We start from the raw sequence: 25,446 nt of genomic DNA, 5'->3' as shown, positions 1-25,446 counted from the left end.
GGAGTGTATGGAATATGAAAACATATTATGAAAAAGATGCAAATGTAGAGTTATTACAAGGGAAAACTGTTGCAGTAATTGGTTATGGATCACAAGGGCATGCGCAAGCACAAAATTTACGTGATTCTGGTGTAGAAGTAGTAGTTGGTGTTCGTCCTGGTAAGTCGTATGAAGTAGCGAAAGCGGATGGGTTTGAAGTAATGTCTGTTTCAGAAGCGGTTCGAACCGCACAAGTTGTACAAATGTTATTGCCAGATGAACAGCAAGCACATGTATATAAATCAGAAGTAGAAGAGAATCTCCGTGAAGGACAAATGTTACTTTTCTCACATGGATTTAACATTCACTTCGGCCAAATTAATCCGCCAAGTTACGTAGATGTAGCAATGGTTGCGCCAAAAAGTCCAGGTCATCTCGTTCGCCGTGTATATCAAGAAGGAAATGGTGTTCCGGCATTAGTCGCAGTGCATCAAGATGCGACGGGAACAGCGCTACATGTAGCATTAGCGTATGCAAAAGGTGTAGGTTGTACACGGGCGGGTGTAATTGAAACGACATTCCAAGAAGAAACCGAAACGGATTTATTCGGTGAGCAAGCTGTACTTTGCGGCGGGGTAACTGCACTTGTGAAGGCCGGGTTCGAAACGTTAACGGAAGGTGGATATCGCCCTGAAATTGCATACTTTGAATGTTTGCATGAATTAAAGCTAATTGTTGACTTAATGTACGAAGGTGGATTAACGACTATGCGCCATTGTATTTCAGATACGGCAGAGTTTGGAGATTATGTAACAGGATCGAGAATTGTTACAGATGAAACGAAGAAGGAAATGAAGCGTGTTTTGACAGAAATTCAGCAAGGTGAATTTGCGAAGAAATGGATTTTAGAAAATCAAGCAGGGCGTCCGACGTATAACGCAATGAAAAAAGCAGAGCAAAATCATCAATTAGAAAAAGTGGGAGCAGAGCTTCGTGAAATGATGAGTTGGATTCATGCACCGAAAGAATTAGTAAAGAAATAGAGTAAGAGAGTATAAATGAAAAATATGTAAGAGGGGATTTGACAAGATGAGAAGTGACATGATTAAAAAAGGTTTTGATAAAGCGCCGCACCGTAGTTTATTAAAAGCAACTGGTTTGAAAGATGAAGATTTTGATAAACCTTTTATAGCGATTTGTAATTCTTTTATTGAAATTATTCCAGGGCATAAACACTTGAACGAGTTTGGGAAACTTGTAAAAGAGGCAGTTCGTGCGGCAGGTATGGTACCATTCGAATTCAATACAATTGGAGTTGACGATGGTATTGCGATGGGGCATATTGGTATGCGTTATTCTCTTCCGAGTCGTGAAATAATTGCAGATTCAGTAGAAACGGTTGTAAATGCACACTGGTTTGACGGCATGATTTGTATCCCAAACTGTGACAAAATTACACCAGGTATGATGATGGCTGCACTACGTATTAATATTCCGACTGTGTTTGTTTCAGGCGGCCCGATGGCAGCAGGAAAAACATCTAAAGGAGAAGTTGTTGATCTGAGTTCCGTTTTTGAAGGAGTAGGAGCTTATCAATCTGGGAAAATTTCAGAAGAAGAATTAAAAGATATTGAAGATCATGGCTGTCCATCTTGTGGATCTTGTTCGGGTATGTTTACCGCGAACTCTATGAATTGTTTATGTGAAGTGTTAGGTTTAGCTCTTCCTGGTAACGGGAGTATTTTAGCAATTTATCCAAGACGTGAAGAGTTAATTAAACAAGCAGCAGAGAAATTGAAAATTTTAATTGAAAGAGATATTAAACCAAGAGACATTGTAACGGAAGAAGCAATTGATGATGCGTTTGCGCTTGATATGGCGATGGGCGGTTCAACAAATACAGTGTTGCATACATTGGCGCTCGCGCAAGAGGCTGGATTAGATTACGATATGAACCGTATTGATGCCGTTTCAAGACGTGTACCACATTTATGTAAAGTAAGCCCTGCTTCCAATTGGCATATGGAAGATATTGATCGTGCGGGCGGGATTAGTGCAATTTTGAAAGAGATGAGCCGGAAAGAAGGAGTACTTCATCTTGATCGAATAACTGCTACGGGGCAAACATTAAGAGAAAATATTGCTGAGGCAGAGATTAAAGATAAGGAAGTTATTCACTCTCTTGAAAACCCTCATAGTGAGGAAGGAGGATTGCGTATATTAAAAGGCAACCTTGCGAAAGATGGAGCGGTTATTAAAAGCGGTGCAACAGAAGTAAAGCGTTTTGAAGGACCTTGCGTTATTTTTAATTCACAAGATGAGGCACTTGCTGGCATTATGCTTGGGAAAGTGAAAAAAGGAGATGTAGTTGTCATTCGTTATGAAGGACCAAGAGGTGGCCCTGGTATGCCAGAAATGTTAGCACCAACATCAGCAATTGCTGGAATGGGATTAGGTGCTGAGGTTGCATTATTAACGGATGGACGTTTCTCTGGAGCTTCACGTGGAATTTCAGTAGGACATATTTCACCAGAAGCAGCAGCGGGCGGGATGATTGCACTTCTTGAACAAGGGGATATTGTATGTATTGATGTTGAAGAACGTTTGTTAGAAGTAAGAGTGAGTGATGAGGAATTAGAAAAGCGTAAAAAAGAATGGAAACGACCAGAACCGAAAGTGAAAACTGGCTGGCTTGGACGTTATGCACAAATGGTAACATCGGCGAATACAGGGGCTGTTCTGAAAATCCCAAATTTTGATTGAGCCAATTTAAAAGAGATAAGGATGATATATAATGGTGCAAAAGGTAAAGGAGAGAGTGAAAATTGAAGATATCTTAATGGCTCATAATTGCATGAAAGATATCGTTATTAAAACACCGTTACAACGTGATACAGTTTTATCTGAGAAATATGATTGTGACGTTTATGTAAAACGAGAAGACTTACAATTAATTCGCTCTTTCAAAATTCGTGGTGCATACAATTTGATTCAAAGTTTACCGAAAGAAAAGTTACAAAACGGTGTTGTTTGTGCAAGTGCTGGTAATCATGCGCAAGGAGTTGCTTATACATGTAATTTATTGAAGATTCCGTCGAAAATATTTATGCCCACAACAACACCGAAACAAAAAGTATCACAAGTACAATTTTTCGGTGGTGATTTCGCAGAGATTGTATTAGTTGGTGATACATTCGATAGCTCTTTCCAAGAAGCACAGTGTTATTGTGAAGAAAATAGAATGACATTTGTTCATCCGTTTGATGATCCGTATGTCGTTGCTGGTCAAGGGACAGTGGCAGTTGAAATTATGCATGATATGGAGAAACCGGTTGATTATATCTTTACAGCAATCGGTGGTGGTGGATTAGCATCAGGTGTTGGTACATATGTAAAAGGTGTTAGTCCTACTACAAAGGTTATTGGTGTAGAACCGATGGGAGCTGCATCTATGAAAGAGGCTTTTCTTCAAAATGATAATGTCGCATTAGAGAAAATAGATAGTTTTGTTGATGGGGCAGCGGTTAAAAAGGTAGGAAAGTTAACTTTTGAAACTTGTAAAGATGTAATTGATGATATTGTTTTAGTACCAGAGGGAAAAGTTTGTACGACGATTTTAGAACTGTATAAGAAAAATGCGATTGTAGCTGAACCGGCTGGTGCACTCTCTATTGCAGCACTTGATTTATACAGGGATGAAATAAAAGGTAAAACAGTTGTATGTACGCTAAGTGGTGGAAATAATGATATTGATAGAATGCAAGAAATGAAAGAGCGTTCGCTCATTTATGAAGGACTGAAACATTACTTTATCATTGAATTTCCGCAACGTTCAGGTGCGCTAAGAGAATTTCTTGATAAAGGATTAGGACCAGAAGATGACATTACGCGCTTTGAGTATATTAAGAAACATAATAAAGAAAATGGTCCAGCATTAGTCGGAGTAGAATTAAAACATAAAGGAGATTATGAGCAATTAATTACTCGCTTTAAAGAAAATAATATTCAATTTATGGAGCTTAATAAAAACCCTGTTTTGTTTGATTTGCTTATTTAATAGAAGGGAAGAGTTAGCATCTAAATAAAAAAGATAGATACAAGCGAGGAAATATAGTGCTTGTTCTATCTTTTTTATAGTTAAACTAGAACATAAAAGTAGAACTGCTATAGACATTTTATAAATATTCTCTAACAAACTTACATTTTCTAATAAGTTTTTCAGCATGTTTATCACCTATTCTGTAAAGTATATTACAGAGAAATAGATCTTGGACTGTCTAGTTTCGTTTGTTTTTTATTTTCCCTATATCATCAATTTCTACATCAGTTGAAATTGTTTGTAAATATTGAAGAGCTTTTTTCTTTTCTTCCTCATTTACAGGGGAAACTTGGTTGTTGCGAATGATATAAGGATTGAATGACATTTGGACATCCTTTCCTTTAAAAGTTAAAGTTAATACGCCAGTTTCGGCGCTTTTTCCATTCACATAACTTGGGAATAAAAAGTTACCTAATGAGTAAGCGATAGGAACTTTATTATAATACTCAAATCCTTGTAGCCAATGTGGATGGCTTCCGACAATTGCGTTAGCTCCTGCTTCAACCATTTTAGGTACATATTGCTTTTGGTATTCTACCGGACGATTTGATTTTTCAACGCCCCAATGCATATAGACGATTAAATAGTCTGCATCTTTCTTTTGTTCTTTAATTGTTTTTGTTACAAGATTTAAATCATAGCCATTCGCAACGCCAGGTTTATTCTCACCAGCTACCCAATTAGAATCAGGCATAAATCGAACGAAGGAAAGAAATTTAAATTTTTTCCCTTTTACGGTCATTTCTCGTGCTGTATATGCATCTTTCGCATTTTTTCCAGCTCCAATGTAAGGGAACTTTAATTTTTCTACGTGAGAAATCGTATCTAATAATCCATCTTGCCCATAATCAAGTGTGTGGTTATTCCCAATATTTACGATGTCATATCCAGTGTTTTTAATAGCTTGTAGTGTAGATGGATCACTTTTAATCCAAAACAGTTGCCCAGGTGCTTTCTTTTCTTTCGTTGTAAATGCCGACTCTAAATTCACAAAAGAAATATCAGCTTTTTTTATTTCTTCTTTTACATGTTGGAATGGGTAATCAGCCCCATTCTTTTCGATTATAGGACGTAATTGCCAATCAAACATTGTATCACCAGAGAAGGTGAGTGTGATTTCTTGGTCTTCTATTTTCTTTTCGCTTTTTGAAGCGGTTTTACTAGATTTGTTTTGCAAATCGGGTTTGTCTTTTGCTTTTGAAATAAAAGAGTAATTGATTAATAAAACAATCGGTGTAATGAAAAAGGCTATTAACAAAAATCGTTTTAGTAAAGTTTTCATATATACCTTCCCTTTTAATATTATCCCGCAATTAAATTAACACTGAATCTATTAAAGGTAATTAAAGTTACAAAAAATAGCGGGTTATGTAGTGGAAAACATTTGTTAATATTCTCAATATTAAGTTAACATATAGATAACCTGTAAATCAATGTATAAACCAAAATATAGAAATAAAGAATTCGAAGGGTGAAGAATGAGAAATGGTTATATTAGGAGCAGTTGTAAATGGGATTTGTATTATATTTGGTACTTTACTTGGTAAATTATTTAGTAGGATTCCAGAAAGTATGAAAGGGACGATAATGCACGCAATCGGTTTAGCGGTTACTGTGCTTGGGCTTCAAATGGCATTAAAAAGTGAAAACTTTCTTGTTGTCATACTGAGTTTAGTGATTGGTACGGTAATTGGAGAATGGTTACAATTAGAAGAAAAGTTAAAACATTTAGGGGATTGGCTAGAAAATAAAGTTGGATCGAAAGGGAAAGGTAGCATATCAGAAGGTTTTGTAACAGCTACTTTAATTTTTGCAATTGGCGCGATGGGGATACTTGGTGCACTTGACAGTGGGATTCGCGGAAATCATGATATTTTATTTACAAAGGCGATTATCGATGGATTTATTTCTATTATATTAACGACAACTCTAGGAATTGGCGTAGTATTTTCGGCGATTCCAGTTGTTTTATATGAAGGTGGTATTGCAGTTTTTGCAACACAAATTAATAGTTTTGTCTCGAAAGAATTAATGAACCAATTTATAGTGGAGATGACGGCTACGGGCGGCATTATGATATCTGCTATTGGATTGAACTTGCTTAGTATTATTAAAATCAAGGTGGCAAATTTACTTCCAGGTATATTGGTAGTGGGTGTAATTGTTTCAATTATTTATGGTTACGGTTTGTTAGTAAATTAGTAGAGGATGGAAACACATATGGAGGAATTTCAATTTACAAAACGTGTGCATAAAATATTGGAGATTGCAGCAAAAGAGAGTGAGTATAACATAATTCACCCAGTCCATCTGTTTATAGGTATGTGTAAAGAAGGTACAGGAGTTTGCGCTGAGTTATTTATGTATTTGTTTCACAAAGTCGGTCCAGATTTTTTAGAAAAACTTTCGTTACGAAAACAATTCGATTTACATAATCAAGAGTATAAAAAAATAGGGCAATATAAACTATCTTATAAGGCGATAGAAATTTTACAAATAGCGAAGAAACGTATGGAACGCTTTCAGCAAGTAGTAGTAAATGAAGGACATGTTATGTATGCATTATTTCGTGTAGATACAAATATTGGTGGATTTATACATACACAAATGCAAAAAGATATATTACGTATTACAGCTGCACCGAGAGACTTAGCGGTTGATTTAAATCGTTTTAAAGCTATTTATAATACATTATTTTGTCATGTAAGAAGAGTTAGTCCTTCTGATTTTGATAAGTTATCACGATTTGTAGTGGATGAATTTGGTGAACGGTGGTTACAGTCGATTGATTATGGATTTCGGACATATAACGAAAAGTTACCTATCTATATTGCACAGCAGGAGGAAGTAATAGTTGGTTTCGCCTGTTACGATGTAGTGAGAGGAAAGAAAGGCTTGTTTGGTCCAATGGGCATAGCGAAACAAAATCGTGTGAAAGGTGTAGGAAAAGAATTATTGCATCATTGTTTATATAATATGAAGCAAGATGGATATGAATATGCGATTATTGGACAAGCAGGTCCCATTGAGTTTTACGAGAGAAATTGTAATGCTCGTTTAATACCGATAGATAATAAGTAACCAACTTCATATAGAGGAGTTGGTTTTATTATGAAAATGATGTAGAGATGTAGTGGTTTTTACTAGAAAATAGCGGGTTTTGTAGTAAATCTTGCATATAAAGCAAATTACTAAACTTTTTACAAGAAAGGGTGTAGAATGGGTATCTAAAGAAAGAAGGTGTGAAAATGGCCAGCTGGAAACGGAATTTAATGATTTGTTGGCTAGGTTGTTTTACCACTGCAGCCGGTATGAGTTTAGTAATTCCTTTCTTATCTTTTTATATTGAGGAATTAGGAGTAACTGGCACTTCAAGCATTGCACAGTGGTCGGGACTTGCATTTGGTGTAACATTTTTAATGGGTGCGATCGTATCGCCAATATGGGGAAAGCTTGGTGATATACATGGACGGAAATTGATGCTTATTCGTGCTAGCCTCGGTATGGCGATTATTATGACGCTTATGGGGTTTGTAACGGATGTGTATCAACTAGTCGCACTAAGATTTTTAATGGGAGCAGTATCTGGTTTCCTTTCAACAGCGATGACATTTATTGCAGCAGAAACTCCGAAAGAACATTCAGGTTGGGCGATTTCCACAATTTCAACTGGTGGTGTGAGCGGTTCGTTACTTGGCCCGTTACTTGGAGGTTATTTGTCTGAGTTAATTGGAATGCGTCATGTCTTTCTTGTTACAGGAGCTTTTTTATTCCTTTCCTTTCTCATCGTTTTTTTCTTCTTGCATGAAGAAAATCACTCTGCTCAAGCAAAAAAAACACAGCCGAAAAAAGTATGGACGATGGTCCCAGCGAAGCATTTAATTATTAGTTTATTTGTAACAACATTTATTATTCAACTTGCTAATATGTCAGTTCAACCAATTGTTACATTGTACGTGAAAAATTTAGTAGGTCCTCATACTGCACATATTGAAACAATTGCGGGTGCAGTTATGTCAGCGACAGGATTAGCAGTTATTTTGGCAGCACCAAGACTAGGAAGATTATCAGATCATATCGGTCCTCAAAAAACGTTAGTTGTAGCGTTGTTTGCAGCTGGAATTATTTTTATCCCGCAAGCATTTGTAACCTCAGCTTGGCAACTATTAATTCTTCGATTTTTATTAGGTATCGCACAAGCAGGATTATTGCCTTCCGTACAAACTCTACTAAAACAACATACACCAACCCATGTTACGGGACGAATATTTGGATATAATCAGTCGTTTCAGTTTTTAGGAAATATGATTGGGCCAGTGCTCGGGGGACAAATTGCAGCGCATGCAGGCTTCCAATATGTTTTCCTCTCTACATCATCACTATTATTTATTGCGTGTATTTGGGTTTATTTTCATAATAAGAACGAAGAAGTATCAGAGAAACAACGTTTGGAAGTTAGTTAACTAAGTGAATGAAAAAGAAAAAGGATGAAGCAACATGTGTTTCATCCTTTTCTTTAAAATCGAAGACAAAGATAACTTAATGTACCAAGCTCGTAACTACGGTGAATGACTTCACCGCTATTTTCACTACTTCCCATAGCGATAAATAAAGGAACAAAATGTTCTGCTCTTGGTACTGCTAATTGTGCATGAGGAGCATTTTTCTCCCAATTAAACAATGCATCTTTATCGTTATTCTGCATATGTTTAATAATCCAATCATCAAATTCAATTGCCCATTTTTCAGGTGTAGTTTGATTCCATTTCAGTGCTCGTAAATTATGAACGGTAACGCCACTCCCGATTACTAAAATATCTTCTTGTCCGAGTCCTTTAAGTGCTTCTCCAATTTCAAATTGTTCTTTTGCAGAAAGGAATGGATTGACTGATATTTGCACGACAGGAATATTTGCTTCTGGATACATGCGGTGCAGGAGTGTCCATGAACCATGATCTAAACCTCTCGTCATATTATGATGGACTGAAATACCTTTGTTCTTAAATTTTGTTTCTAAAATAGATGCAATATGAGAAGAGCCTTTCGCACGATATTTGATTTCGTATAACTCAGGGGGAAAACCTCCAAAATCATAAATTGTTTCATACTCGTTATCTGATGAGGAAATCGTTAATACTTCACTTTCCCAGTGAGCAGTGAAAATAACAATTGCTTTCGGTTTATATGTTTCTCCAAGTATTTTTAAAAATCGTGTATAGTCTGTATCTTGAATAGCGAGCATAGGCGAACCGTGTGCTAAAAATAATGATGGCATCATAATAGTAGAAACCTCCTAAAAATTATATAATTACTTTATGTAAGTAACTATATAATTTTATTTTGAATTCGTCAAGAGATTAGTTTAAAAGCAAGTCTGAAAAATACATCATTTGTCATAATGAAAGCAATTACATATAATATAAAATAAGAAAAGTGAATGGATATTCATTTTCTTAAAGCTATACATAATAGAGTTGGGGGCTGACGAAATGAATGTACAGGAAAGTTTCGTTACGGCATTGGATGGATCGGAAATTTATTTGCGTAAATGGTTACCAGAAGGAGATCCGAGAGGAATTATTCAAATTGCACATGGCATGACAGAGCATGCAGGGGTGTATACAGAATTTGTAGATGCTTTATTGGAAGCAGGGTATGGTGTTTATGCGCATGATCATAAAGGACATGGGAAAACAGTAAAAAAAGAAGAAGATTATGGTCATTTTGAACCAAATATAGGGTGGAATCAAGTTGTATCGGATGTTATCTTTGTTTCAGAAAGGATAAAAGAAGAGCAGTCAAGTCCTTTGTTTTTACTTGGACATAGTATGGGTTCTTTTTTATCAAGACGTGCTGTACAACTTAGGGGTGAACTATACGATGGATTTCTGATTTCAGGAACAGGTGGAAATCCAGGGCTTTTAGGAGCTATTGGTCATAAAGTAGCAACAATCGAAATGAAATTGCGCGGGGCAAAAACGAAAAGTCCAATGTTAAACTTTTTATCTTTTGGAAACTTCAATTCGAACTTTAAGCCAAATCGTACAAAATTTGATTGGTTATCTTCAGATAATAATCAAGTTGATAAATATATTGCGGATCCGTTATGTGGTTTCATTTGTACGACGAGTTTTTACCGAGAATTATTTTCTGGAGTATTAGAAGTAAATAAACTAGAAGAATACAAGAAGACGCCAAAGAATCTTCCAATACATATATTCTCTGGTGATCGTGATCCTGTTGGCGATATGGGGAAAGGTGTAAAAGAAGTATATGAAAACTATAAAAAATGTGGTGTGAAAGACGTGACACTACGTTTATATGAAAATGGTAGACATGAAATGTTTCATGAAGTAAATAAGGATGAAGTATTTAAAGATTTAATTTCGTGGTTAGATGCGCATAATAAATGAGAAAGATAATCCCAAACTGTTTGTAATTTGGGATTATTTATTATACAGAAATAGGGGCAATAAATTCTTAAATTCACTTTACTTAATAAAAAATAAATCTTATTCTATAGTCGTTCAAAAAATAAAGAAATATTGTATGAGAGGAAACCTCACTTTTCTGAAGTGAGGTTTTTTGTAGTAACGAAGTAATAGTGAATAAAACTAATTTTAAAAGTAACCTAAAATCAAACTTTTTATAAAGCAACAGATGCTCGTTCATAATAGTAGTATAATAGTGAATGAGGTGTTAATAGAATGGAAGATAGAACATTAGGTTTATTACTAGATGTTGTTGGGGAATTATTTTCAGATGAAATTTCCATTGCTGTTTCGAATACGAAAGAATATATTTACTATCGGCCAAGTAAACGAATTGATTTAAAGATTAGTGTCGGGGATCCTATAAAGGAAGGAACGATTGCTCATAAAGCGATGGTGATGAATCAAAAAACATCTGAGTTTATGAATCGGGATGTTTTTGGTATTCCTTATCATGGAATGGCTGTACCATTTTCAAACAATGGAAAGCTTGAAGGGTGCGTAACGGCAATTTATCCAGCTTTAACGGATGGAAAGTCAGTCGTTACTTTAAAAACAACAGACGGCTGGATTCCGGTTCCTTTTTCAAAGGTTATGTATTTAGAGGCTAAAGATAAAAAGACGTACGTGAATTCAGAAGAGTTATCAGGAACACATAAATACTCTCTGCAAGAATTCGAATACTTGCTTCCGAAAGATTCATTTATTAGATGTCACCGTTCGTTTATTGTAAATGTTAATCATATTAAAGCGATTTATCCTGATACCCATTCTACTTTTGTACTTTCGATGGATAATGGTGAGAGAGTACCAGTTAGTCAATCATACGCTAGTTATTTCCGTAAGCTTCTAGGATTCTAAATTTTTCTGCTTTAGAACCTAGATTTGCTGTTCTGTCTGAATTTTCGGCATTGTATACTAAAATCCCTATTTTGATAGTGTTAATGTGTAAAATAATTATGAATATTCAATGAGAGAGGGATTACATATGGAGAATAATTTAGATAGAATCAGAGATCAACGTCTAAAAGATCGGGTAGTTACACCTGAAGAAGCAGCCTCCTGGATTCAAAGTGGAATGACTTTAGGCTTAAGTGGGTTTACACGTGCAGGTGATGTAAAAGCAGTCCCATTTGCGCTTGTAAACCGAGTTAAGAATGATGAATCTTTTAAAGTAAATGTTTATACTGGGGCTTCTTTAGGCTCGGATGTAGACAAATTATTTGCTGAGGCAGGAATTTTAGGGAAAAGATTACCTTTCCAAGCTGACGCGACTATGCGAAAAGGAATTAATAACGGAGACTTTTTATTTGTGGATCAACACTTGTCTCATACAGCAGAGTTACTCCGCGCTGACGTTCTGGATATAGATTTCGCTATTTTGGAAGCGGTTGCGATTACAGAGGACGGAATGATTATTCCAACCACTTCAATTGGAAATTCCTTAGCGTTTTCCTTAAATGCTAAGTCTATTATTATTGAAATGAATATGGCTCAATCCGCGCAATTAGAGGGGCTACATGATCTATATGAACCAGGTAAACAAGGGGAGAGGCTTCCAATTCCGCTTGTGAAAACAGATGACCGAATTGGAACAATCGGTATTCCAATTGATCCTGAAAAAGTAAAGGGAATTGTGTTTACGAATCAATTGGATTCGCCATCGACAATTGTTCCTCCGGATGAAGAAACTGTTATTATGGCACAGCATTTAATAGAATTCCTTCGAGAAGAAGTTAAAGTAGGCCGATTAACAAATCGTTTAGCGCCGTTACAATCAGGAATTGGTTCAGTGGCTAACGCCGTATTGCATGGAATGTTAGATTCAGAATTTGAAGATTTAGAAGTATATTCCGAGGTTTTACAAGATGCAGTTTTTGAACTTATGGATGCTGGAAAAGTCAATTTTGCTTCTTGTTGTTCTATCACGCTTTCTGAAGAGAAAATGCAACAAGTATTTTCTAACTTTGAAAAATATCGTGACAAATTAATGATGCGTCCGCAAGAGATTTCCAATCATCCTGAAATCATTCGTCGCCTTGGATTAATCTCAATTAATACTGCATTAGAATTAGATATATACGGAAATGTTAACTCTACTCACGTTTTAGGTACAAAAATGATGAATGGTATTGGTGGGTCTGGTGATTTTGCAAGAAATGCACGCTTAGCTATCTTTGTTACTAAATCGATTGCGAAAGGTGGTAACATTTCAAGTATTGTTCCTTTCGTTTCTCATGTAGACCATACTGAACATGATGTAGATGTTATCGTCACTGAACAGGGGTATGCCGACTTAAGGGGACTTGCGCCAAGAGAAAGAGTGGAACTTATTATTGAGAATTGCGCACATCCAATGTATCGTGATCAACTACGTGCTTATTACGAAGAAGCAAAAACAAGAGGTGGACAAACTCCTCATATTTTAGAAAAAGCTTTTTCTTGGCATACGAATTATGCTAAAAATGGAACAATGCTTGAAGCGGTAGTAGAAACTGTATAGGTTTGTATCGTACAAAATAGTAAAATGAATGAGTGAGTTTGAAGATTAAATTTTAGAAAAAGAGAACGCCAACTTTTAGGGATGGCGTTCTTTTTCTTTAAAAAAATTGTTGAAAATTGTACTGGTTATAATAAAGATTTATAAAAATAATCTCTAATTTATGAAAATAAAAGGTTTTTTGAAGTGCTTTCCGAATCAATTTAGTAGTTTACATATCGAAGGTGAGGAAAAAGAATCATGAAGATAAGAGAAGCGTTATTAAGTGAAGCAAATGAATTAAGTGAACTCGCACTACAATCAAAAGCAACGTGGGATTATAGTGAAGAATTCATACTTGCTTGTAAGGAAGATTTAACAATTACAGAAGAATACATAAAAAATAATTTTGTATATGTTTTAGAAAACGATAATGCGAAGATTGGTTTTTTCTCATTTTTACGTAATGATAAAGCTCTCGATTTCTTGTACATTCATCCTGATTACAAAGGAAAAGGTTACGGGAAAATACTTTGGGAGTATGTAATAGAAAAAGCCAATGAACTAGGATTAAAAAGTTTTACGATTGATAGTGATCCGAATGCAAAAGGATATTACTTGAAAATGGGAGCACAGTTAATAGGAGAGACACCATCAACTGTCTTTAAGGGTCGTGTACTGCCTCTTTTGAAATATGATGTGTAAAACTATTAATAGTAGGGGAAGATTAGAATGGATGATGTAAAGGAAAAAAGAATATATGAAGCACTAATAAAATCGTGGTCGATTGAAACAAGTTCAAAGTGGATAATTGAAAACCCAGCAAAGGGACAATGTGGTGTTACAGCTCTTGTCGTTCAAGACATATATGGAGGAGAAATTAAAAAGACAAAAGTAAGAGAGGTATGGCACTTTTATAACTTTATAGATGGGCAGAGATTTGATTTTACAGAGACTCAATTCAATGGGAAATTGAATTATATGGATGAAAAGTCAAATCGGGAAGAAGCATTTGCAGATACAAATGAAAAACAATATAGCATTTTGAAGGGAAAAATAACGAAAGAATTAAAATTATCTTTTGACTCTTAATCTTTAATAAGTTACTATAATGGTGGTAACTTATTAAAGGGAACTTCATAGAGTTGAAAGGGGAAATACTTTTGAAAACGCTACAATTGTAACGATGAATGAACAAAACGAAGTGATAGAAAATGGATATATCATTGTAGAAAATGATCAAATTATAGATGTAAAGAGCGGAGAATTCGCTAATGATTTTGAAGTAGATGAAGTAATTGACATGAAAGGAAAGTGGGTTTTACCAGGGCTTGTAAATACACATACACACGTTGTAATGAGTCTCCTAAGAGGTATTGGCGATGATATGTTATTACAGCCGTGGCTTGAGACGAGAATTTGGCCACTGGAAAGTCAATTTACTCCCCAAATTGCGGTCGCTAGTACGGAATTAGGATTACTTGAGATGGTGAAAAGTGGTACAACATCATTCTCTGACATGTTTAATCCAATTGGAGTAGATCAAGACGCAATTATGGAAACGGTATCAAGGAGCGGGATGCGAGCTGCTGTTTCAAGGACTTTATTTAGCTTCGGAACGAAAGACGATGAAAAGAAAGCGATTGAAGAAGCTGAGAAATATGTGAAGCGTTACTATAACGAAAGTGGCATGTTAACTACGATGGTTGCACCACATAGTCCATATACATGTAGTACAGAATTGTTAGAAGAGTGCGCACGGATTGCAGTAGAGAATCAAACAATGGTTCATATCCACCTTTCTGAAACAGAGCGTGAAGTACGTGATATTGAAGCACAGTACGGAAAACGTCCAGTAGAATATGCAGCGAGCTGCGGATTGTTTAAACGCCCAACAGTTATTGCACACGGTGTAGTATTAAATGATGATGAGCGTGCATTTTTGGCAGAACATGATGTTCGAGTAGCACATAACCCAAATAGTAATTTAAAACTAGGTTCTGGTATAGCGAATGTAAAAGCGATGCTAGAAGCAGGAATAAAAGTAGGAATTGCAACAGATAGTGTTGCATCTAACAATAATTTAGACATGTTTGAAGAAATGCGCATAGCGACTTTATTACAAAAAGGTATTCACCAAGATGCAACAGCATTACCAGTTGAAACAGCTCTTACACTTGCGACTAAAGGGGCTGCTGAAGTAATCGGGATGAAACAAACAGGGTCACTAGAAGCTGGTAAGTGTGCTGATTTTATTACGATTGACCCGTCTAATAAGCCGCATTTACAACCAGCGGATGAAGTGTTATCACACCTTGTATATGCTGCTAGTGGAAAAGATATAAGCGATGTAATTATTAATGGAAAACGTGTCGTTTGGAATGGCGAATGTAAAACGTTAGATGAAGAGCGTATTATATTTGAAGCAAGTCGTTATAAACGAGGTCTGCAAAGATAGATAATTATGTGGCAGTTGAAAAAGCTATCCTTTTAAAAGGATAGCTTTTTTCTTGAACGAATAAATATTCAAAAGAATGTCGCATCTTTCTGTTAGTATTTCTGCTATAATATATTACGCTTTATAATATTTTATATTTAAGGAGAACAACTCATGAAGCGAAAAAAGAGCCATTTAATGGTAATGACACTTGTTACATCTTTATTATTAACAGCTTGTAATAATAAAGCGGATAAAAGTGACATAGAGGTTAAAAAACAAGTGTTAAATGTAACAGTATCAGAAGAAATTCCTTCTCTGGACACTGTGAAAACAACAGATGGTACATCAGCACACATTATGCAGAATATATTTGAAGGGTTATATGTATTAAACGATCAAGATCAGCCTACTCCAGCCATAGCAAAATCGTTTAAAAGAAGTGAAGATGGTAAGAAATATACATTTGACTTGCGTAAAGATGCAAAATGGTCAAATGGGGATAATGTAACAGCAAATGATTTTATATTTGCTTGGAAACGTGCAATTAACCCTGAAACAGCCTCTCAATATGCGTCCATGCTCTTTTATGTAAAAAATGCGAAAGAGATCAATAAGGGAACAATGCCTCTTGATGCACTTGGGGTTAAAGCGATAAATAATTATACGTTAGAAGTTGAACTCGAACAGCCAGTTCCGTATTTTTTACAGTTGTTAGCACTACCTATATACTTACCACAGCATGAATCATTTTTGAAAGAACAAGGAAACAATTATGCATTGGAACCTAGTAATCTCATATATAACGGTCCATTTGTATTAGAAAAATGGAAGCATGAACAAGAGTTTCAATTAAAGAAAAATACTACATATTGGGATCGAAAGAAAGTGAAATTAGATGAAATAAACTTTCATATCCTAAAGGATACAATGACAGCTGTAAATTTATATGAAGCCGGAGATTTGGATCGAGTACCTATTAATTCGCAAGTTGTAGACAAGTATAAAGGGAATAAGGAATTACATATGTCGAGTGATCCTGGAATTGCTATGCTTCGTTTTAATGAAAAAAATAACGCGTTAGCAAATAAAAAGGTGCGTCAATCTATTTCATTAGCGTTAAATAAAGATGATTTCGTTGCTCACTTTATTAATAACGGAGCAAAACCTGCAAGTGGACTTGTACCAGTTGGTCATGTAAATGAAGTGACTGGTAAAGATTTTAGAAAAGAAAATGGAGATATTTCCTCATATGATTTGCAAAATGCGAAAAAACTTTGGGAAGAAGCGAAAAAAGAGCTTGGGGTAGAACAAGTAAACCTAGGGTTCTTAACGTTCGAACAAGATAACGCAATACGTATGGCAGAATATATAAAAGGTGATTTAGAGAAGAATTTGCAAGGACTCGCGATACAAATTAAACAACAGCCATTTAAGCAAAAATTACAGTTAGAACAAATAGGTGATTACGATATAACTATGGCAAATTGGGGACCTGACTATAAAGACCCAATTAGTTATTTAGAGTTATTTACGACAGGGAATCCGAATAATAAAATGAATTATTCTAATGTTCGTTACGATGAATTAATAAAGAAAGCGAAAACGGATTTTGTACTAGATACGGAAAAACGATGGGAAGCGTTGCGAGAAGCCGAGCAGGTATTATTAGAAGATGCTGCGGTGGCGCCGCTTTATCATATTGGCTCAGCATATGTACAAAAGGATTATGTAAAAGGAATTGAAAAGCATCAATTTGGTGGTATTTATACTTATAAGAATGCTTATATTGCTAATGAATAAATACAAAAAACCTTACTTTTTAAAAGTAAGGTTTTTTACACATAAATTCTATTAAACTGATTTTAATAAAGCGTAAAAATTCGTATCATATGGGATATCATCTTGATACATATAATTTTTTAGAACGCCTTCTTTTTCAAAACCTAATTTTAATAGTACTTTATTGGAAGCTTCATTTTCAAGAAATACAATTGCTCCAATCCGCTTTAAATGAATCGTATGGAAACCGTATGATATAACCTCAGAAACAGCTTCAGTCGCATATCCTTTTCCCCAGTGTTCAGGCAAAAAGGCATAACTTATATTGGCTCGTTTATGCTCAGAAGACCAATCGTGAAAACCAATGGTACCGATGAGTTCTTTCTTGTCTTTTAATTCGATTCCCCATTTTATACCGCTTCTTGCATTGTAACTCAACTTAAAGTTATGAATGATTTGTTTCACTTGATCAACATCTTGTAACGGTTTTTGGCCATAATAGCGCAGTACATTAGTATTAGAAAAGCATTGTAGTATACGCGGTGCATCTTCTTCGGTAAGTTCTCTTAAAATAAGTCTTTCAGTTTTTAATAAAGGAAACATATTTTCGCTCCTTTTCACATGAAAATAGAATGTATTTGTTATTATATAATTTAATCTGAAAATAAAGATTATTCAAGGTGTAAGGGTAGATTTGATTTATGATAAACTTAGATGTGGAATATATTTCAAAAAAGAGGTTTGGAAATGGAAAAAAATTCGATATTAATTGTAGATGACGATAAAGATATTATTCAATTTATTAATGTGAATTTAAAACAAGAAGGTTTTAAAGTTTTTAGTGCTCATAACGGAGAAGAGGCTTTAGAAATAATAAATAATAACAGTATTCAACTTGCTATTTTGGATATTATGATGCCTCAAATGGATGGTATAGAACTTTGTAGAAGGATTAGAGAGAAACATAGTTTACCAATTATGTTTTTAAGCGCGAAATCATCGGATGTAGATAAGGTAATTGGATTTAGTACTGGGGCAGATGATTATATTGTGAAGCCGTTCAGTACAATTGAATTTATAGCAAGAGTGAAAGCTCAATTAAGAAGGTATACATATTTCAATCAAAATGCTCCCCAAGTAATGGAAAAGAAAATAAATATTAGAGGTTTAGAAATAGATGAAGTGTCGAGAACAGTAATGTTATATGGAGAGAGAATCAATCTTACGAAAACTGAATATGATATTTTACACTTAATGGCAGCTGCAAGGAATCGTGTGTTCACAATTGAAGAAATATATGAGAGCGTTTGGAACGAAAGAGCCTATGAAAGTAATAATACAGTAATGGTTCATATTGCAAGATTGAGAAATAAAATTGAAGAGAATCCAAAAGAACCGAAGTTTATACAAAATGTTTGGGGAGTCGGATATAAAATTGAAGATTAAATCATTACAAGGCATTAGAGCTAAGTTTTTTATCGCATTCATATGTAGCATCTTGTTAGCGACTGTAAGTATAATAGTGTTTCAAATTTTGGTTGGAAATATATATAGTCAGGTTAATGTTTTAGAGGAAAAATATTCATTTTTATATTTTATAGTTTTTTTGATTTTTACTACAACATACTTTGCATTAATGACAAAAACACTGATGAAAAGGTTGTCTCAAATTAACAAGAACGTGAAGGAAATAAGTGACGGTAATTTTGAAATACATATACCTATTTTGAAAAATGACGAGATTGGTGAACTAGCGGCAAATGTTAATAGAATGGCGAAAAGTTTAAAAGAGTCTATCGAGAATGAAAAAAAATCACAGGAAATGAAAAATGAAATGATTAGTAATATTTCTCATGACTTACGAACGCCAGTAACATCTTTAATCGGTTATGCGGACCTGTTAGGAAATAAACTTCATTCGAATGGAGAAGAATGTGAACAGTATGTAAGTATATTAAAGCGAAAAAGTTATGAATTAAAAAATCAAGTAGATGATTTATTAGAATACTGTCAAATAAATTATAGAGAGATTGAATTACATAAAGATGAAGTAGATATGAAAGCATTAATTGAACAAATCATGATTGACTTTGTACCACAATTAGATGATGCCAATATGAGCTTTTATATTAAAAGTGATGAAGTGCTACATGTAGAAGTTGATGTGACACTTATAGTGAGACTATTTGAAAATGTAATAGGTAATAGTATTATGTACGGGAGAGATGGAAAGGGAATTGCAATTGAAATTTTCAATAAAACAATGAATGTTGAAGTAGAAATTAAAAATTTTGGACAATGCATTCCGAAAGAGGACCTTCCTTACATTTTTGAGAAGTTTTATCGTAGTGAAAAATCACGTAGTTCTCATACGGGCGGTAAAGGAATAGGACTTGCAATTTCAAAAAGTATAGCCGAGCTCCATCAAGGGGATATCACTGTACGTAGTAATGATAAAGAAACAGTTTTTACTGTGAAATTACCGCAGTATAAAAAAGTAAGAAAGTCGTAAGTATTTCTTTTATATGTCGTAATTTTTACTTTGTATCATTGAGAAAAAGGATATGAGAGTAGGGATGCGACATGTGGAAGAAATTTTTATTAGTAATTATAGTTTCTTTTTTAATTATAAGTTGGATCTTAGTTTATGTAGCTAATGGTGTTACATCAGTCTTTGTTTGGTGGAGTATACAGGCTTTTAGTGTAATTTCCGTTTTTCTCTTAATAGGATCAATAATAATATTTTTTTGGAAAGGCATTTTTAGAAAGCGGATAGATAGAACGCTATTTTTAATCATTCTGTTTTCTATAATTGGAGCTTGGCCTTTCGGTTGGTTTGCTAATATAGGTAGAATTGCTTACCCAGCAGATATACAATCTATGAGTCCTAAAGTAGTAGTTCGTTTTCCTTTGAAGGAACGAGCATTAATCGGTTGGGGTGGTGATCGGTTAGAAACGAACTATCACGTTATAAAACCAAATGAAAGGTGGGCATATGATATTCTCATTCCACCTGCTGAAGTGAAAAGTAGTAAGTTAGAGGATTACGGAATATATGGAGCAAAAGTAATGGCGCCAGCTTCTGGGACGGTTGTATCAATTAATAATAATGAACAAGATTTAGTTCCGGGATCGGATAATTTTCAGTCAATGGCTGGTAATCATATTTATTTACGACTAGATGAAACGGGCACATTTTTGTTCCTTGGTCATTTAAAGAAAGGCTCAATTAAAGTAAAAGAAGGGCAACGTGTAAATGAAGGGGATATTCTTGCGCAAGTTGGTAACTCAGGAAGTTCAAGTGAGCCGCATTTACATATTCATCATCAAAGGCAAGATCCGTCCAAAGTAAGTATGTTTTTTGCGGAAGGATTGCCACTTTACTTTCGAACTGAAAATGGTGTGATGATGCCGGAAAGAGGGGCATACATAAGTGGTAACTAGAAGAAAATCATTTCATCCAAAAAGGGTATTCCAAATTAAAATTGGAATACCCTTTTTCATTACCCTACAAATGTTTGATACAGTAAGAAGATATTTAAAACGATAACGAGAGCAGCAATTATCCATGCGATAAATGTTGTTATGCGGTGGTTAACGAGTGCACCCATAATCTTTTTATTACTTGTAAACATAATAAGTGGCACTAATGCAAATGCAATACCGAATGATAAGACGACTTGGCTCATGACTAGAGCGTATGTTGGATTTACACCTAAAGCGATAATTACTAGTGGTGGAATCATTGTAATAAATCGGCGTAAATATAACGGAATATGCATGCGAATGAAACCTTGCATAATAATATCACCCGACATTGTACCGACAGAAGAGCTAGATAGTCCTGCTGATAAAAGTCCAATCCCAAATAATGCAGCCGATACAGGACCTACTAAATTGGTAAATTGAGTGTAAGCAACATCTAAATCTTCAACGTGCAAGCCATTTTTAAAAAATAGTGCAGCTGCTACAATTAACGTACTTGCATTAATTGCTCCAGCAATAACCATTGCAATAATAATATCGATAAATTCGAAACGAAAAATCTTTTTCTTTTGTTCGTCAGTTGTTCCGACCACACGGCGTTGTGTTAATGCAGAATGCAAGTATATTGCATGCGGCATAACTGTCGCACCTAAAATCCCTGCTGCAAGTAATATACTGTCTACACCTTGGAATTTTGGAATAAATAGTCCTGAAAGAAGGGGACTTAATTCTGGTTTTGCATAAAAAACTTGAATCCCAAAAGCAATTACTACAATGAAAATCATTCCTGTAATAATAGCTTCTAGTGGACGAAATCCTCTACGTTGAAATTCAAGGATAATAAATGATCCGGCTGCTGTAATTAAAGCGGCAGGTAGCATGGGGATTCCAAATAGTAAGTAAAGCCCCAATGCAGCTCCAATAAATTCCGCTAAATCTGTAGCCATAATAACTAGTTCACCTTGTATCCATAAGCCGATAGACACAGGCTTTGGAAAGTTTTCACGAGCTATTTCGGGTAAATTGTTTCCTGTAGCAATTCCTAATTTAGCCGATAAAGTTTGGATTAATACAGCCATTAAGTTAGAAGCGAGTATAACCCATAATAGTAAATATCCATATTGTGAACCAGCTGCGATATTTGTAGCAAAGTTGCCAGGATCAATATAAGCAACGGACGCGATAAAAGCGGGCCCTAAAAATGGTAACAGTCTTTTCCAGCCTTTTGTTTCTCCACTTAAAGCTAAATGAGCTGATTGTACAGTTGTACTTTCAGAAGGGAGATGTTCATCTTTTGTTATATCTTTATTCATAGTAGTTTTCCCCTTTAAAATGTTAACTTGATGAAATTATTGTATTTATTCTTACTCATTATTTCAATACATTTCAATATGTTATATGATAATTTCATTTGAACACGAAAGTTTCCTTAATGCAAATTATATGCCTTTATGCAATGGATGGTGTGATAACGTAAAATAAATTGGGAGTTTATGGTGTGATGACGTGGGGAAACATAATAAATTAAAGGGTCAATTTTGAAATTTATGTGAACATAAAGCCGATAATCCAGCATATTAATTGATGGAATTGCATTTGTATGATATATAATATATTGGGATTACAACATAACCATAGTGTTTTGATGTGTAATCTTGTTTTTTATTTTTGTTAACTGATAGAAAATAGTATAAAGAAAAGAAAATGGGATTCATTTTCTTATTATATATGTTTTGATATGAACGTTAACTTATACATGATTTTAAAAATTAGATAGGTGGTAGAAATACATTGGCAACTACAAAACCATACAGAGTATTACTATATTACATGTACACAACAATTGAAAACCCAGAAGAATTCGCGGCAGAGCATTTAGAATTTTGTAATTCACTTGAATTAAAAGGAAGAATTCTTGTAGCGAAAGAAGGTATTAACGGAACTTGTTCAGGAACTGTAGAACAAACAGAGAAATACATGGAAGCAATGAACAATGATCCACGTTTTGACGGTATTGTATTTAAAATAGATGAAGCTGATGGTCATGCATTCAAGAAAATGCACGTGCGTCCTCGTCCAGAGTTAGTTACACTTCGTCTAGAAGATGACATTAACCCACACGAAATAACTGGCAAGTATTTAGAACCAAAAGATTTTTATGAAGCAATGAAACAAGAAGATACAGTTATCATTGATGCACGAAATGATTATGAGTTTGATTTAGGTCACTTCAAAGGTGCGATTAAACCTGATATCGAATCATTCCGTGAATTACCAGATTGGATTCGTGAAAATAAAGAAGTACTTGAAGGTAAAAAGATTTTAACTTATTGTACAGGCGGAATTCGTTGTGAGAAGTTTTCTGGTTGGTTAGTTCGTGAAGGCTATGAAGATGTAAGTCAGCTTCACGGCGGAATTGTAACGTACGGAAAAGACCCAGAGGTACAAGGTGAGCTTTGGGATGGACAATGTTACGTGTTCGATGAGCGTATTGCTGTACCAGTAAACCAAAAAGAACATGTTATCGTTGGTAAAGACCACTTTACAGGTGAACCTTGTGAGCGCTATGTAAACTGTTCAAATCCAGAATGTAATAAGAAAATTTTATGTTCTGAAGAAAACGAAGCGAAATATTTACGTGCATGTTCTCATGAATGTCGTGTAAGTCCACGTAACCGCTACGTAATACAACATGAATTAACGGAAGAGCAAGTAGCTGCTGCATTAGAGCAAATCGAAGCAGGGAAGTAAACTGAATTCGTATAATAAAAGGGGTACTCCAAGTTTAATTTTGGAGCACCCTTTTTTTATTATCCGGTCCTGTTATTTGTCGGTAAGTCGATATATTAAAAAAATCGCTGATATATTTCGAGTTGCGCCGATATAATGGGAAAATCGCTGATAAAAATTCACTTACTGCAGCGGGCCAAGAATTTGAAAATAATCTTCTTTAATTTTTATCTTCTTTCTCTTTAACGGCAGAAAGTACAGTTTGTTTTACCCAAGCTTTTCTTCGTTTATGTTGTAGACCCCATTGGTATAAACTTTGGGCTCCTAAAATAAGTGAAATGACAATGCCGCTAATCGCAATTAATAGAGCGAAAAATTCAAGAGGTGACGATATTTTGTTTGAATCGGTGTTTCTTAAAAGGTCAATCATAGTAAACCCTAACATTTGGCCCACTACAGAGTAGAGCGTTAAAATTAATAATAAAAGGCTATCTTTTTTAGAAGCGACATTTTCTTGATATTTAAACAAACTATCAAGATTTTGTTTCGCGTTCGAGTATAGAACCTCAATATTAAAAAGTTTTCTTAAGCGGAAGAAAATATCTTCACTCTGTGATTGGGATACTAATTCTAAAGAAAAATAATTAGCAGTGAACGAATTGATCGAATAAATTAATTTCTCTATTTCATTAGTATCTTGTTCAATATTTAGCTCAGCATAGGCGTTCGCCATTTTTAATAAAACAATTTTATGGAATAGGTTTAATAATAAAGCGTAATAAAATTCCCCGTACATTTGACTAGCAAGTTTAGCGATTTCGCGTTCTCCTTCACTTGTTACACATGTAAAAATATGTTCTTCCATTATGAAATAACGATTTGGAGCCCATCTCTGGTAAGCGTGTTTTTTTAAATAGTCATGAATGTAAGGAAGGTTATTTGCACTCACATATGGCTTACCATCACTTGTTAATCCGGAAAGACTAGAAGTACGATAAACATCCACTTCATTAAGTTCCATACCTTCTTTTAGTGACAATAAAGTTTGGACGTACATTCTTTGGTCTTCGAAGAAAGGGAAGGTTTGAAAGTATGAACTTCTTAATCTCTTCTTTTCAAAGAAATCAGTTACACCATGAAATAAATAACCAAAAATGAATTTTTCCACTTGGGAATACTTTTTTCCGTTACATTCAATACAAATAGTCTCATTTGTATCATTTTTAGTTTCAAGTACACGGAAGCGAGCAGCGAATTCGATTGCTTCAGATAAAGTCATGTTTAGAGCAGTGTTTACTTCTGTTCGAATTGTTAAGAAGCCAAGTTCATAAGGACAAAGTGTTACATCAATAGAGTGTATCTTGAATGGGATTGAAATAAGGTTTGTTGTTAAATGTCCAGTTAAGTTAAGGTCCTTTGAATAACGTTGCAAGCCCTTTTGATGCTCTGAGTGAGGAAAGAGAATTTTATTGGTAAATGAAAGATAGTATGCTTCCATATTTTGATGTGAAACTTTAAACTCCCCATAATATGTATTTTCATCATCGAGATGATCGAGCCGAAAAGGACGAAAATCGTTTTTTTGTAAGAAAGGGAACATATTTTGTTCATATCCAGTTTTAAAAGAAAACGGGAATATAAATTGAAATATAGCTGTTGCTACACCTTTTTCCTCAATTGATTGTATTGCCTCCATCTACATTGTGTCCTTTCCATATATGCTATAGAAACAACATGCCCAAATTTATTTGAAAATAACCACTCTTTTATACTCAATTGAGAGTGAAAATTCAGCTTATTTAGCAGGGAACATGTATAATGTTATGTATACTAAAAGTTATAAAATTGTATTTTGAAAAGACCTGCGGTAGTATGTCAACTGAAAAATAATATCTTTTGAAGTTATCAAAGGACAAATTGCTTAAAAAAGACATCACGAAACTAGACCAGTATTTTATGTAAA

The 25,446-nt window shown here is 34.7% G+C and carries 23 protein-coding genes; 17 read left to right on the top strand and 6 right to left on the bottom strand.

Translation table 11 applies throughout. The annotated features are described in order from the left end of the window. Nucleotides 1-14: 14 nt before the first annotated feature. The 3 genes from ilvC to ilvA are packed head-to-tail and all read left to right on the top strand — an operon-like array spanning nt 15 to nt 4,036. Entirely contained in the window at nt 15-1,022 is a 1,008-nt protein-coding gene (ilvC, locus tag MR168_RS16250; protein WP_016122283.1) for a ketol-acid reductoisomerase, read from the top strand. 46 nt (nt 1,023-1,068) lie between these two features. Then, entirely contained in the window at nt 1,069-2,742 is a 1,674-nt protein-coding gene (gene ilvD, locus MR168_RS16245) for a dihydroxy-acid dehydratase (RefSeq protein ID WP_086411626.1), read from the top strand. 31 nt (nt 2,743-2,773) lie between these two features. After that, on the top strand, nt 2,774-4,036 hold the full coding sequence (gene ilvA / locus MR168_RS16240; protein WP_046392610.1) for a threonine ammonia-lyase IlvA: 1,263 nt from the start codon (nt 2,774-2,776) through the stop codon (nt 4,034-4,036). On the opposite strand, the gene MR168_RS33680 is transcribed toward ilvA, so the two are convergent. Both MR168_RS33680 and MR168_RS16235 read right to left on the bottom strand, forming a co-directional pair. Continuing rightward, complete coding sequence (locus tag MR168_RS33680) at nt 3,956-4,204, bottom strand: hypothetical protein (protein ID WP_103597460.1); 249 nt, start codon at nt 4,202-4,204, stop codon at nt 3,956-3,958. The two genes, ilvA and MR168_RS33680, sit on opposite strands and share 81 nt — an antisense overlap. Nucleotides 4,205-4,256: 52 nt before the next feature. After that, nucleotides 4,257-5,360, bottom strand: coding sequence for a CapA family protein (locus MR168_RS16235; RefSeq protein WP_086411627.1), 1,104 nt, complete (start codon nt 5,358-5,360; stop codon nt 4,257-4,259). Between the two features lie 203 nt (nt 5,361-5,563). On the opposite strand from MR168_RS16235, the gene MR168_RS16230 reads away from it, so the two are divergent. The 3 genes from MR168_RS16230 to MR168_RS16220 all read left to right on the top strand — a co-directional run bounded on the left by MR168_RS16230 (nt 5,564) and on the right by MR168_RS16220 (nt 8,541). Next, a complete protein-coding gene (locus MR168_RS16230) occupies nt 5,564-6,280 on the top strand; it encodes a DUF554 domain-containing protein (protein ID WP_000236032.1) in 717 nt (238 codons plus the stop codon). 18 nt (nt 6,281-6,298) lie between these two features. Continuing rightward, nucleotides 6,299-7,159 carry a GNAT family N-acetyltransferase gene (locus MR168_RS16225; protein WP_103597463.1) on the top strand — a complete coding sequence of 287 codons (861 nt, stop codon included), beginning with the start codon at nt 6,299-6,301 and terminating at the stop codon, nt 7,157-7,159. Nucleotides 7,160-7,326: 167 nt separating this feature from the next. Continuing rightward, complete coding sequence (locus MR168_RS16220) at nt 7,327-8,541, top strand: multidrug efflux MFS transporter (RefSeq protein WP_000179302.1); 1,215 nt, start codon at nt 7,327-7,329, stop codon at nt 8,539-8,541. A 53-nt stretch (nt 8,542-8,594) separates the two neighbouring features. Here the strand turns inward: MR168_RS16220 and MR168_RS16215 are convergent, their stop codons facing one another. Then, a complete protein-coding gene (locus MR168_RS16215; RefSeq protein ID WP_006918225.1) occupies nt 8,595-9,356 on the bottom strand; it encodes a DODA-type extradiol aromatic ring-opening family dioxygenase in 762 nt (253 codons plus the stop codon). A gap of 211 nt (nt 9,357-9,567) precedes the next feature. Between MR168_RS16215 and MR168_RS16210 the strand changes: the two genes are divergently transcribed. From MR168_RS16210 to MR168_RS16180, 7 genes are all read left to right on the top strand, one after another. Continuing rightward, entirely contained in the window at nt 9,568-10,491 is a 924-nt protein-coding gene (locus MR168_RS16210) for an alpha/beta hydrolase (RefSeq protein ID WP_001102583.1), read from the top strand. 294 nt (nt 10,492-10,785) lie between these two features. Then, on the top strand, nt 10,786-11,430 hold the full coding sequence (locus tag MR168_RS16205) for a LytTR family DNA-binding domain-containing protein (RefSeq protein WP_000390211.1): 645 nt from the start codon (nt 10,786-10,788) through the stop codon (nt 11,428-11,430). Nucleotides 11,431-11,557: 127 nt separating this feature from the next. Then, on the top strand, nt 11,558-13,072 hold the full coding sequence (locus MR168_RS16200) for an acetyl-CoA hydrolase/transferase family protein (RefSeq protein ID WP_086411628.1): 1,515 nt from the start codon (nt 11,558-11,560) through the stop codon (nt 13,070-13,072). 237 nt (nt 13,073-13,309) lie between these two features. Then, nucleotides 13,310-13,753, top strand: a complete 444-nt coding sequence (locus MR168_RS16195) for a GNAT family N-acetyltransferase (protein WP_000701909.1) — start codon at nt 13,310-13,312, stop codon at nt 13,751-13,753. Between the two features lie 27 nt (nt 13,754-13,780). After that, entirely contained in the window at nt 13,781-14,140 is a 360-nt protein-coding gene (locus MR168_RS16190) for a YunG family protein (protein WP_000342902.1), read from the top strand. Between the two features lie 94 nt (nt 14,141-14,234). Next, nucleotides 14,235-15,506 carry a bifunctional S-methyl-5'-thioadenosine deaminase/S-adenosylhomocysteine deaminase gene (locus MR168_RS16185; protein ID WP_086411629.1) on the top strand — a complete coding sequence of 424 codons (1,272 nt, stop codon included), beginning with the start codon at nt 14,235-14,237 and terminating at the stop codon, nt 15,504-15,506. A 153-nt stretch (nt 15,507-15,659) separates the two neighbouring features. Next, nucleotides 15,660-17,288, top strand: coding sequence for a peptide ABC transporter substrate-binding protein (locus tag MR168_RS16180; RefSeq protein ID WP_140159348.1), 1,629 nt, complete (start codon nt 15,660-15,662; stop codon nt 17,286-17,288). 51 nt (nt 17,289-17,339) lie between these two features. On the opposite strand, the gene MR168_RS16175 is transcribed toward MR168_RS16180, so the two are convergent. Further along, nucleotides 17,340-17,870, bottom strand: coding sequence for a GNAT family N-acetyltransferase (locus MR168_RS16175; RefSeq protein ID WP_000484225.1), 531 nt, complete (start codon nt 17,868-17,870; stop codon nt 17,340-17,342). A 144-nt stretch (nt 17,871-18,014) separates the two neighbouring features. On the opposite strand from MR168_RS16175, the gene MR168_RS16170 reads away from it, so the two are divergent. The 3 genes from MR168_RS16170 to MR168_RS16160 all read left to right on the top strand — a co-directional run bounded on the left by MR168_RS16170 (nt 18,015) and on the right by MR168_RS16160 (nt 20,711). Then, nucleotides 18,015-18,713 carry a response regulator transcription factor gene (locus MR168_RS16170; protein ID WP_000414517.1) on the top strand — a complete coding sequence of 233 codons (699 nt, stop codon included), beginning with the start codon at nt 18,015-18,017 and terminating at the stop codon, nt 18,711-18,713. After that, on the top strand, nt 18,679-19,779 hold the full coding sequence (locus tag MR168_RS16165; RefSeq protein ID WP_164876547.1) for a sensor histidine kinase: 1,101 nt from the start codon (nt 18,679-18,681) through the stop codon (nt 19,777-19,779). Before MR168_RS16170 ends, MR168_RS16165 begins: the two co-directional genes overlap by 35 nt. A 71-nt stretch (nt 19,780-19,850) precedes the next feature. Then, complete coding sequence (locus MR168_RS16160) at nt 19,851-20,711, top strand: M23 family metallopeptidase (protein WP_000265538.1); 861 nt, start codon at nt 19,851-19,853, stop codon at nt 20,709-20,711. 59 nt (nt 20,712-20,770) lie between these two features. Here the strand turns inward: MR168_RS16160 and MR168_RS16155 are convergent, their stop codons facing one another. Then, nucleotides 20,771-22,066, bottom strand: coding sequence for an Nramp family divalent metal transporter (locus MR168_RS16155; protein WP_242291423.1), 1,296 nt, complete (start codon nt 22,064-22,066; stop codon nt 20,771-20,773). Nucleotides 22,067-22,544: 478 nt separating this feature from the next. Between MR168_RS16155 and trhO the strand changes: the two genes are divergently transcribed. Then, nucleotides 22,545-23,504 (top strand): oxygen-dependent tRNA uridine(34) hydroxylase TrhO, encoded by a 960-nt coding sequence (gene trhO / locus MR168_RS16150; RefSeq protein ID WP_000246231.1) that lies wholly within the window; start codon nt 22,545-22,547, stop codon nt 23,502-23,504. Nucleotides 23,505-23,703: 199 nt separating this feature from the next. Here trhO and MR168_RS16145 read toward each other — a convergent pair whose 3' ends face one another. Beyond that, entirely contained in the window at nt 23,704-25,179 is a 1,476-nt protein-coding gene (locus tag MR168_RS16145; protein WP_086411631.1) for a hypothetical protein, read from the bottom strand. Nucleotides 25,180-25,446: the final 267 nt, after the last annotated feature.

It is taken from the genome of Bacillus cereus group sp. BfR-BA-01356 (assembly GCF_022663635.1).
In the GTDB taxonomy this organism is placed as follows: Bacteria; Bacillota; Bacilli; order Bacillales; family Bacillaceae_G; genus Bacillus_A; species Bacillus_A cereus.
Note: the sequence above shows the minus strand (reverse complement) of the source record. Positions and strands in the feature narration are given on the sequence as shown.

Bases quoted from the DNA above. Each gene is read 5' to 3' on its own strand.
- ilvC (WP_016122283.1), top strand. From the start codon at position 15: ATGAAAACATATTATGAAAAAGATGCAAATGTAGAGTTATTACAAGGG.
- ilvD (WP_086411626.1), top strand. From the start codon at position 1,069: ATGAGAAGTGACATGATTAAAAAAGGTTTTGATAAAGCGCCGCACCGT.
- ilvA (WP_046392610.1), top strand. From the start codon at position 2,774: ATGGTGCAAAAGGTAAAGGAGAGAGTGAAAATTGAAGATATCTTAATG.
- MR168_RS33680 (WP_103597460.1), bottom strand. From the start codon at position 4,204: ATGCTGAAAAACTTATTAGAAAATGTAAGTTTGTTAGAGAATATTTAT.
- MR168_RS16235 (WP_086411627.1), bottom strand. From the start codon at position 5,360: ATGAAAACTTTACTAAAACGATTTTTGTTAATAGCCTTTTTCATTACA.
- MR168_RS16230 (WP_000236032.1), top strand. From the start codon at position 5,564: ATGGTTATATTAGGAGCAGTTGTAAATGGGATTTGTATTATATTTGGT.
- MR168_RS16225 (WP_103597463.1), top strand. From the start codon at position 6,299: ATGGAGGAATTTCAATTTACAAAACGTGTGCATAAAATATTGGAGATT.
- MR168_RS16220 (WP_000179302.1), top strand. From the start codon at position 7,327: ATGGCCAGCTGGAAACGGAATTTAATGATTTGTTGGCTAGGTTGTTTT.
- MR168_RS16215 (WP_006918225.1), bottom strand. From the start codon at position 9,356: ATGATGCCATCATTATTTTTAGCACACGGTTCGCCTATGCTCGCTATT.
- MR168_RS16210 (WP_001102583.1), top strand. From the start codon at position 9,568: ATGAATGTACAGGAAAGTTTCGTTACGGCATTGGATGGATCGGAAATT.
- MR168_RS16205 (WP_000390211.1), top strand. From the start codon at position 10,786: ATGGAAGATAGAACATTAGGTTTATTACTAGATGTTGTTGGGGAATTA.
- MR168_RS16200 (WP_086411628.1), top strand. From the start codon at position 11,558: ATGGAGAATAATTTAGATAGAATCAGAGATCAACGTCTAAAAGATCGG.
- MR168_RS16195 (WP_000701909.1), top strand. From the start codon at position 13,310: ATGAAGATAAGAGAAGCGTTATTAAGTGAAGCAAATGAATTAAGTGAA.
- MR168_RS16190 (WP_000342902.1), top strand. From the start codon at position 13,781: ATGGATGATGTAAAGGAAAAAAGAATATATGAAGCACTAATAAAATCG.
- MR168_RS16185 (WP_086411629.1), top strand. From the start codon at position 14,235: ATGAATGAACAAAACGAAGTGATAGAAAATGGATATATCATTGTAGAA.
- MR168_RS16180 (WP_140159348.1), top strand. From the start codon at position 15,660: ATGAAGCGAAAAAAGAGCCATTTAATGGTAATGACACTTGTTACATCT.
- MR168_RS16175 (WP_000484225.1), bottom strand. From the start codon at position 17,870: ATGTTTCCTTTATTAAAAACTGAAAGACTTATTTTAAGAGAACTTACC.
- MR168_RS16170 (WP_000414517.1), top strand. From the start codon at position 18,015: ATGGAAAAAAATTCGATATTAATTGTAGATGACGATAAAGATATTATT.
- MR168_RS16165 (WP_164876547.1), top strand. From the start codon at position 18,679: ATGTTTGGGGAGTCGGATATAAAATTGAAGATTAAATCATTACAAGGC.
- MR168_RS16160 (WP_000265538.1), top strand. From the start codon at position 19,851: ATGTGGAAGAAATTTTTATTAGTAATTATAGTTTCTTTTTTAATTATA.
- MR168_RS16155 (WP_242291423.1), bottom strand. From the start codon at position 22,066: ATGAATAAAGATATAACAAAAGATGAACATCTCCCTTCTGAAAGTACA.
- MR168_RS16145 (WP_086411631.1), bottom strand. From the start codon at position 25,179: ATGGAGGCAATACAATCAATTGAGGAAAAAGGTGTAGCAACAGCTATA.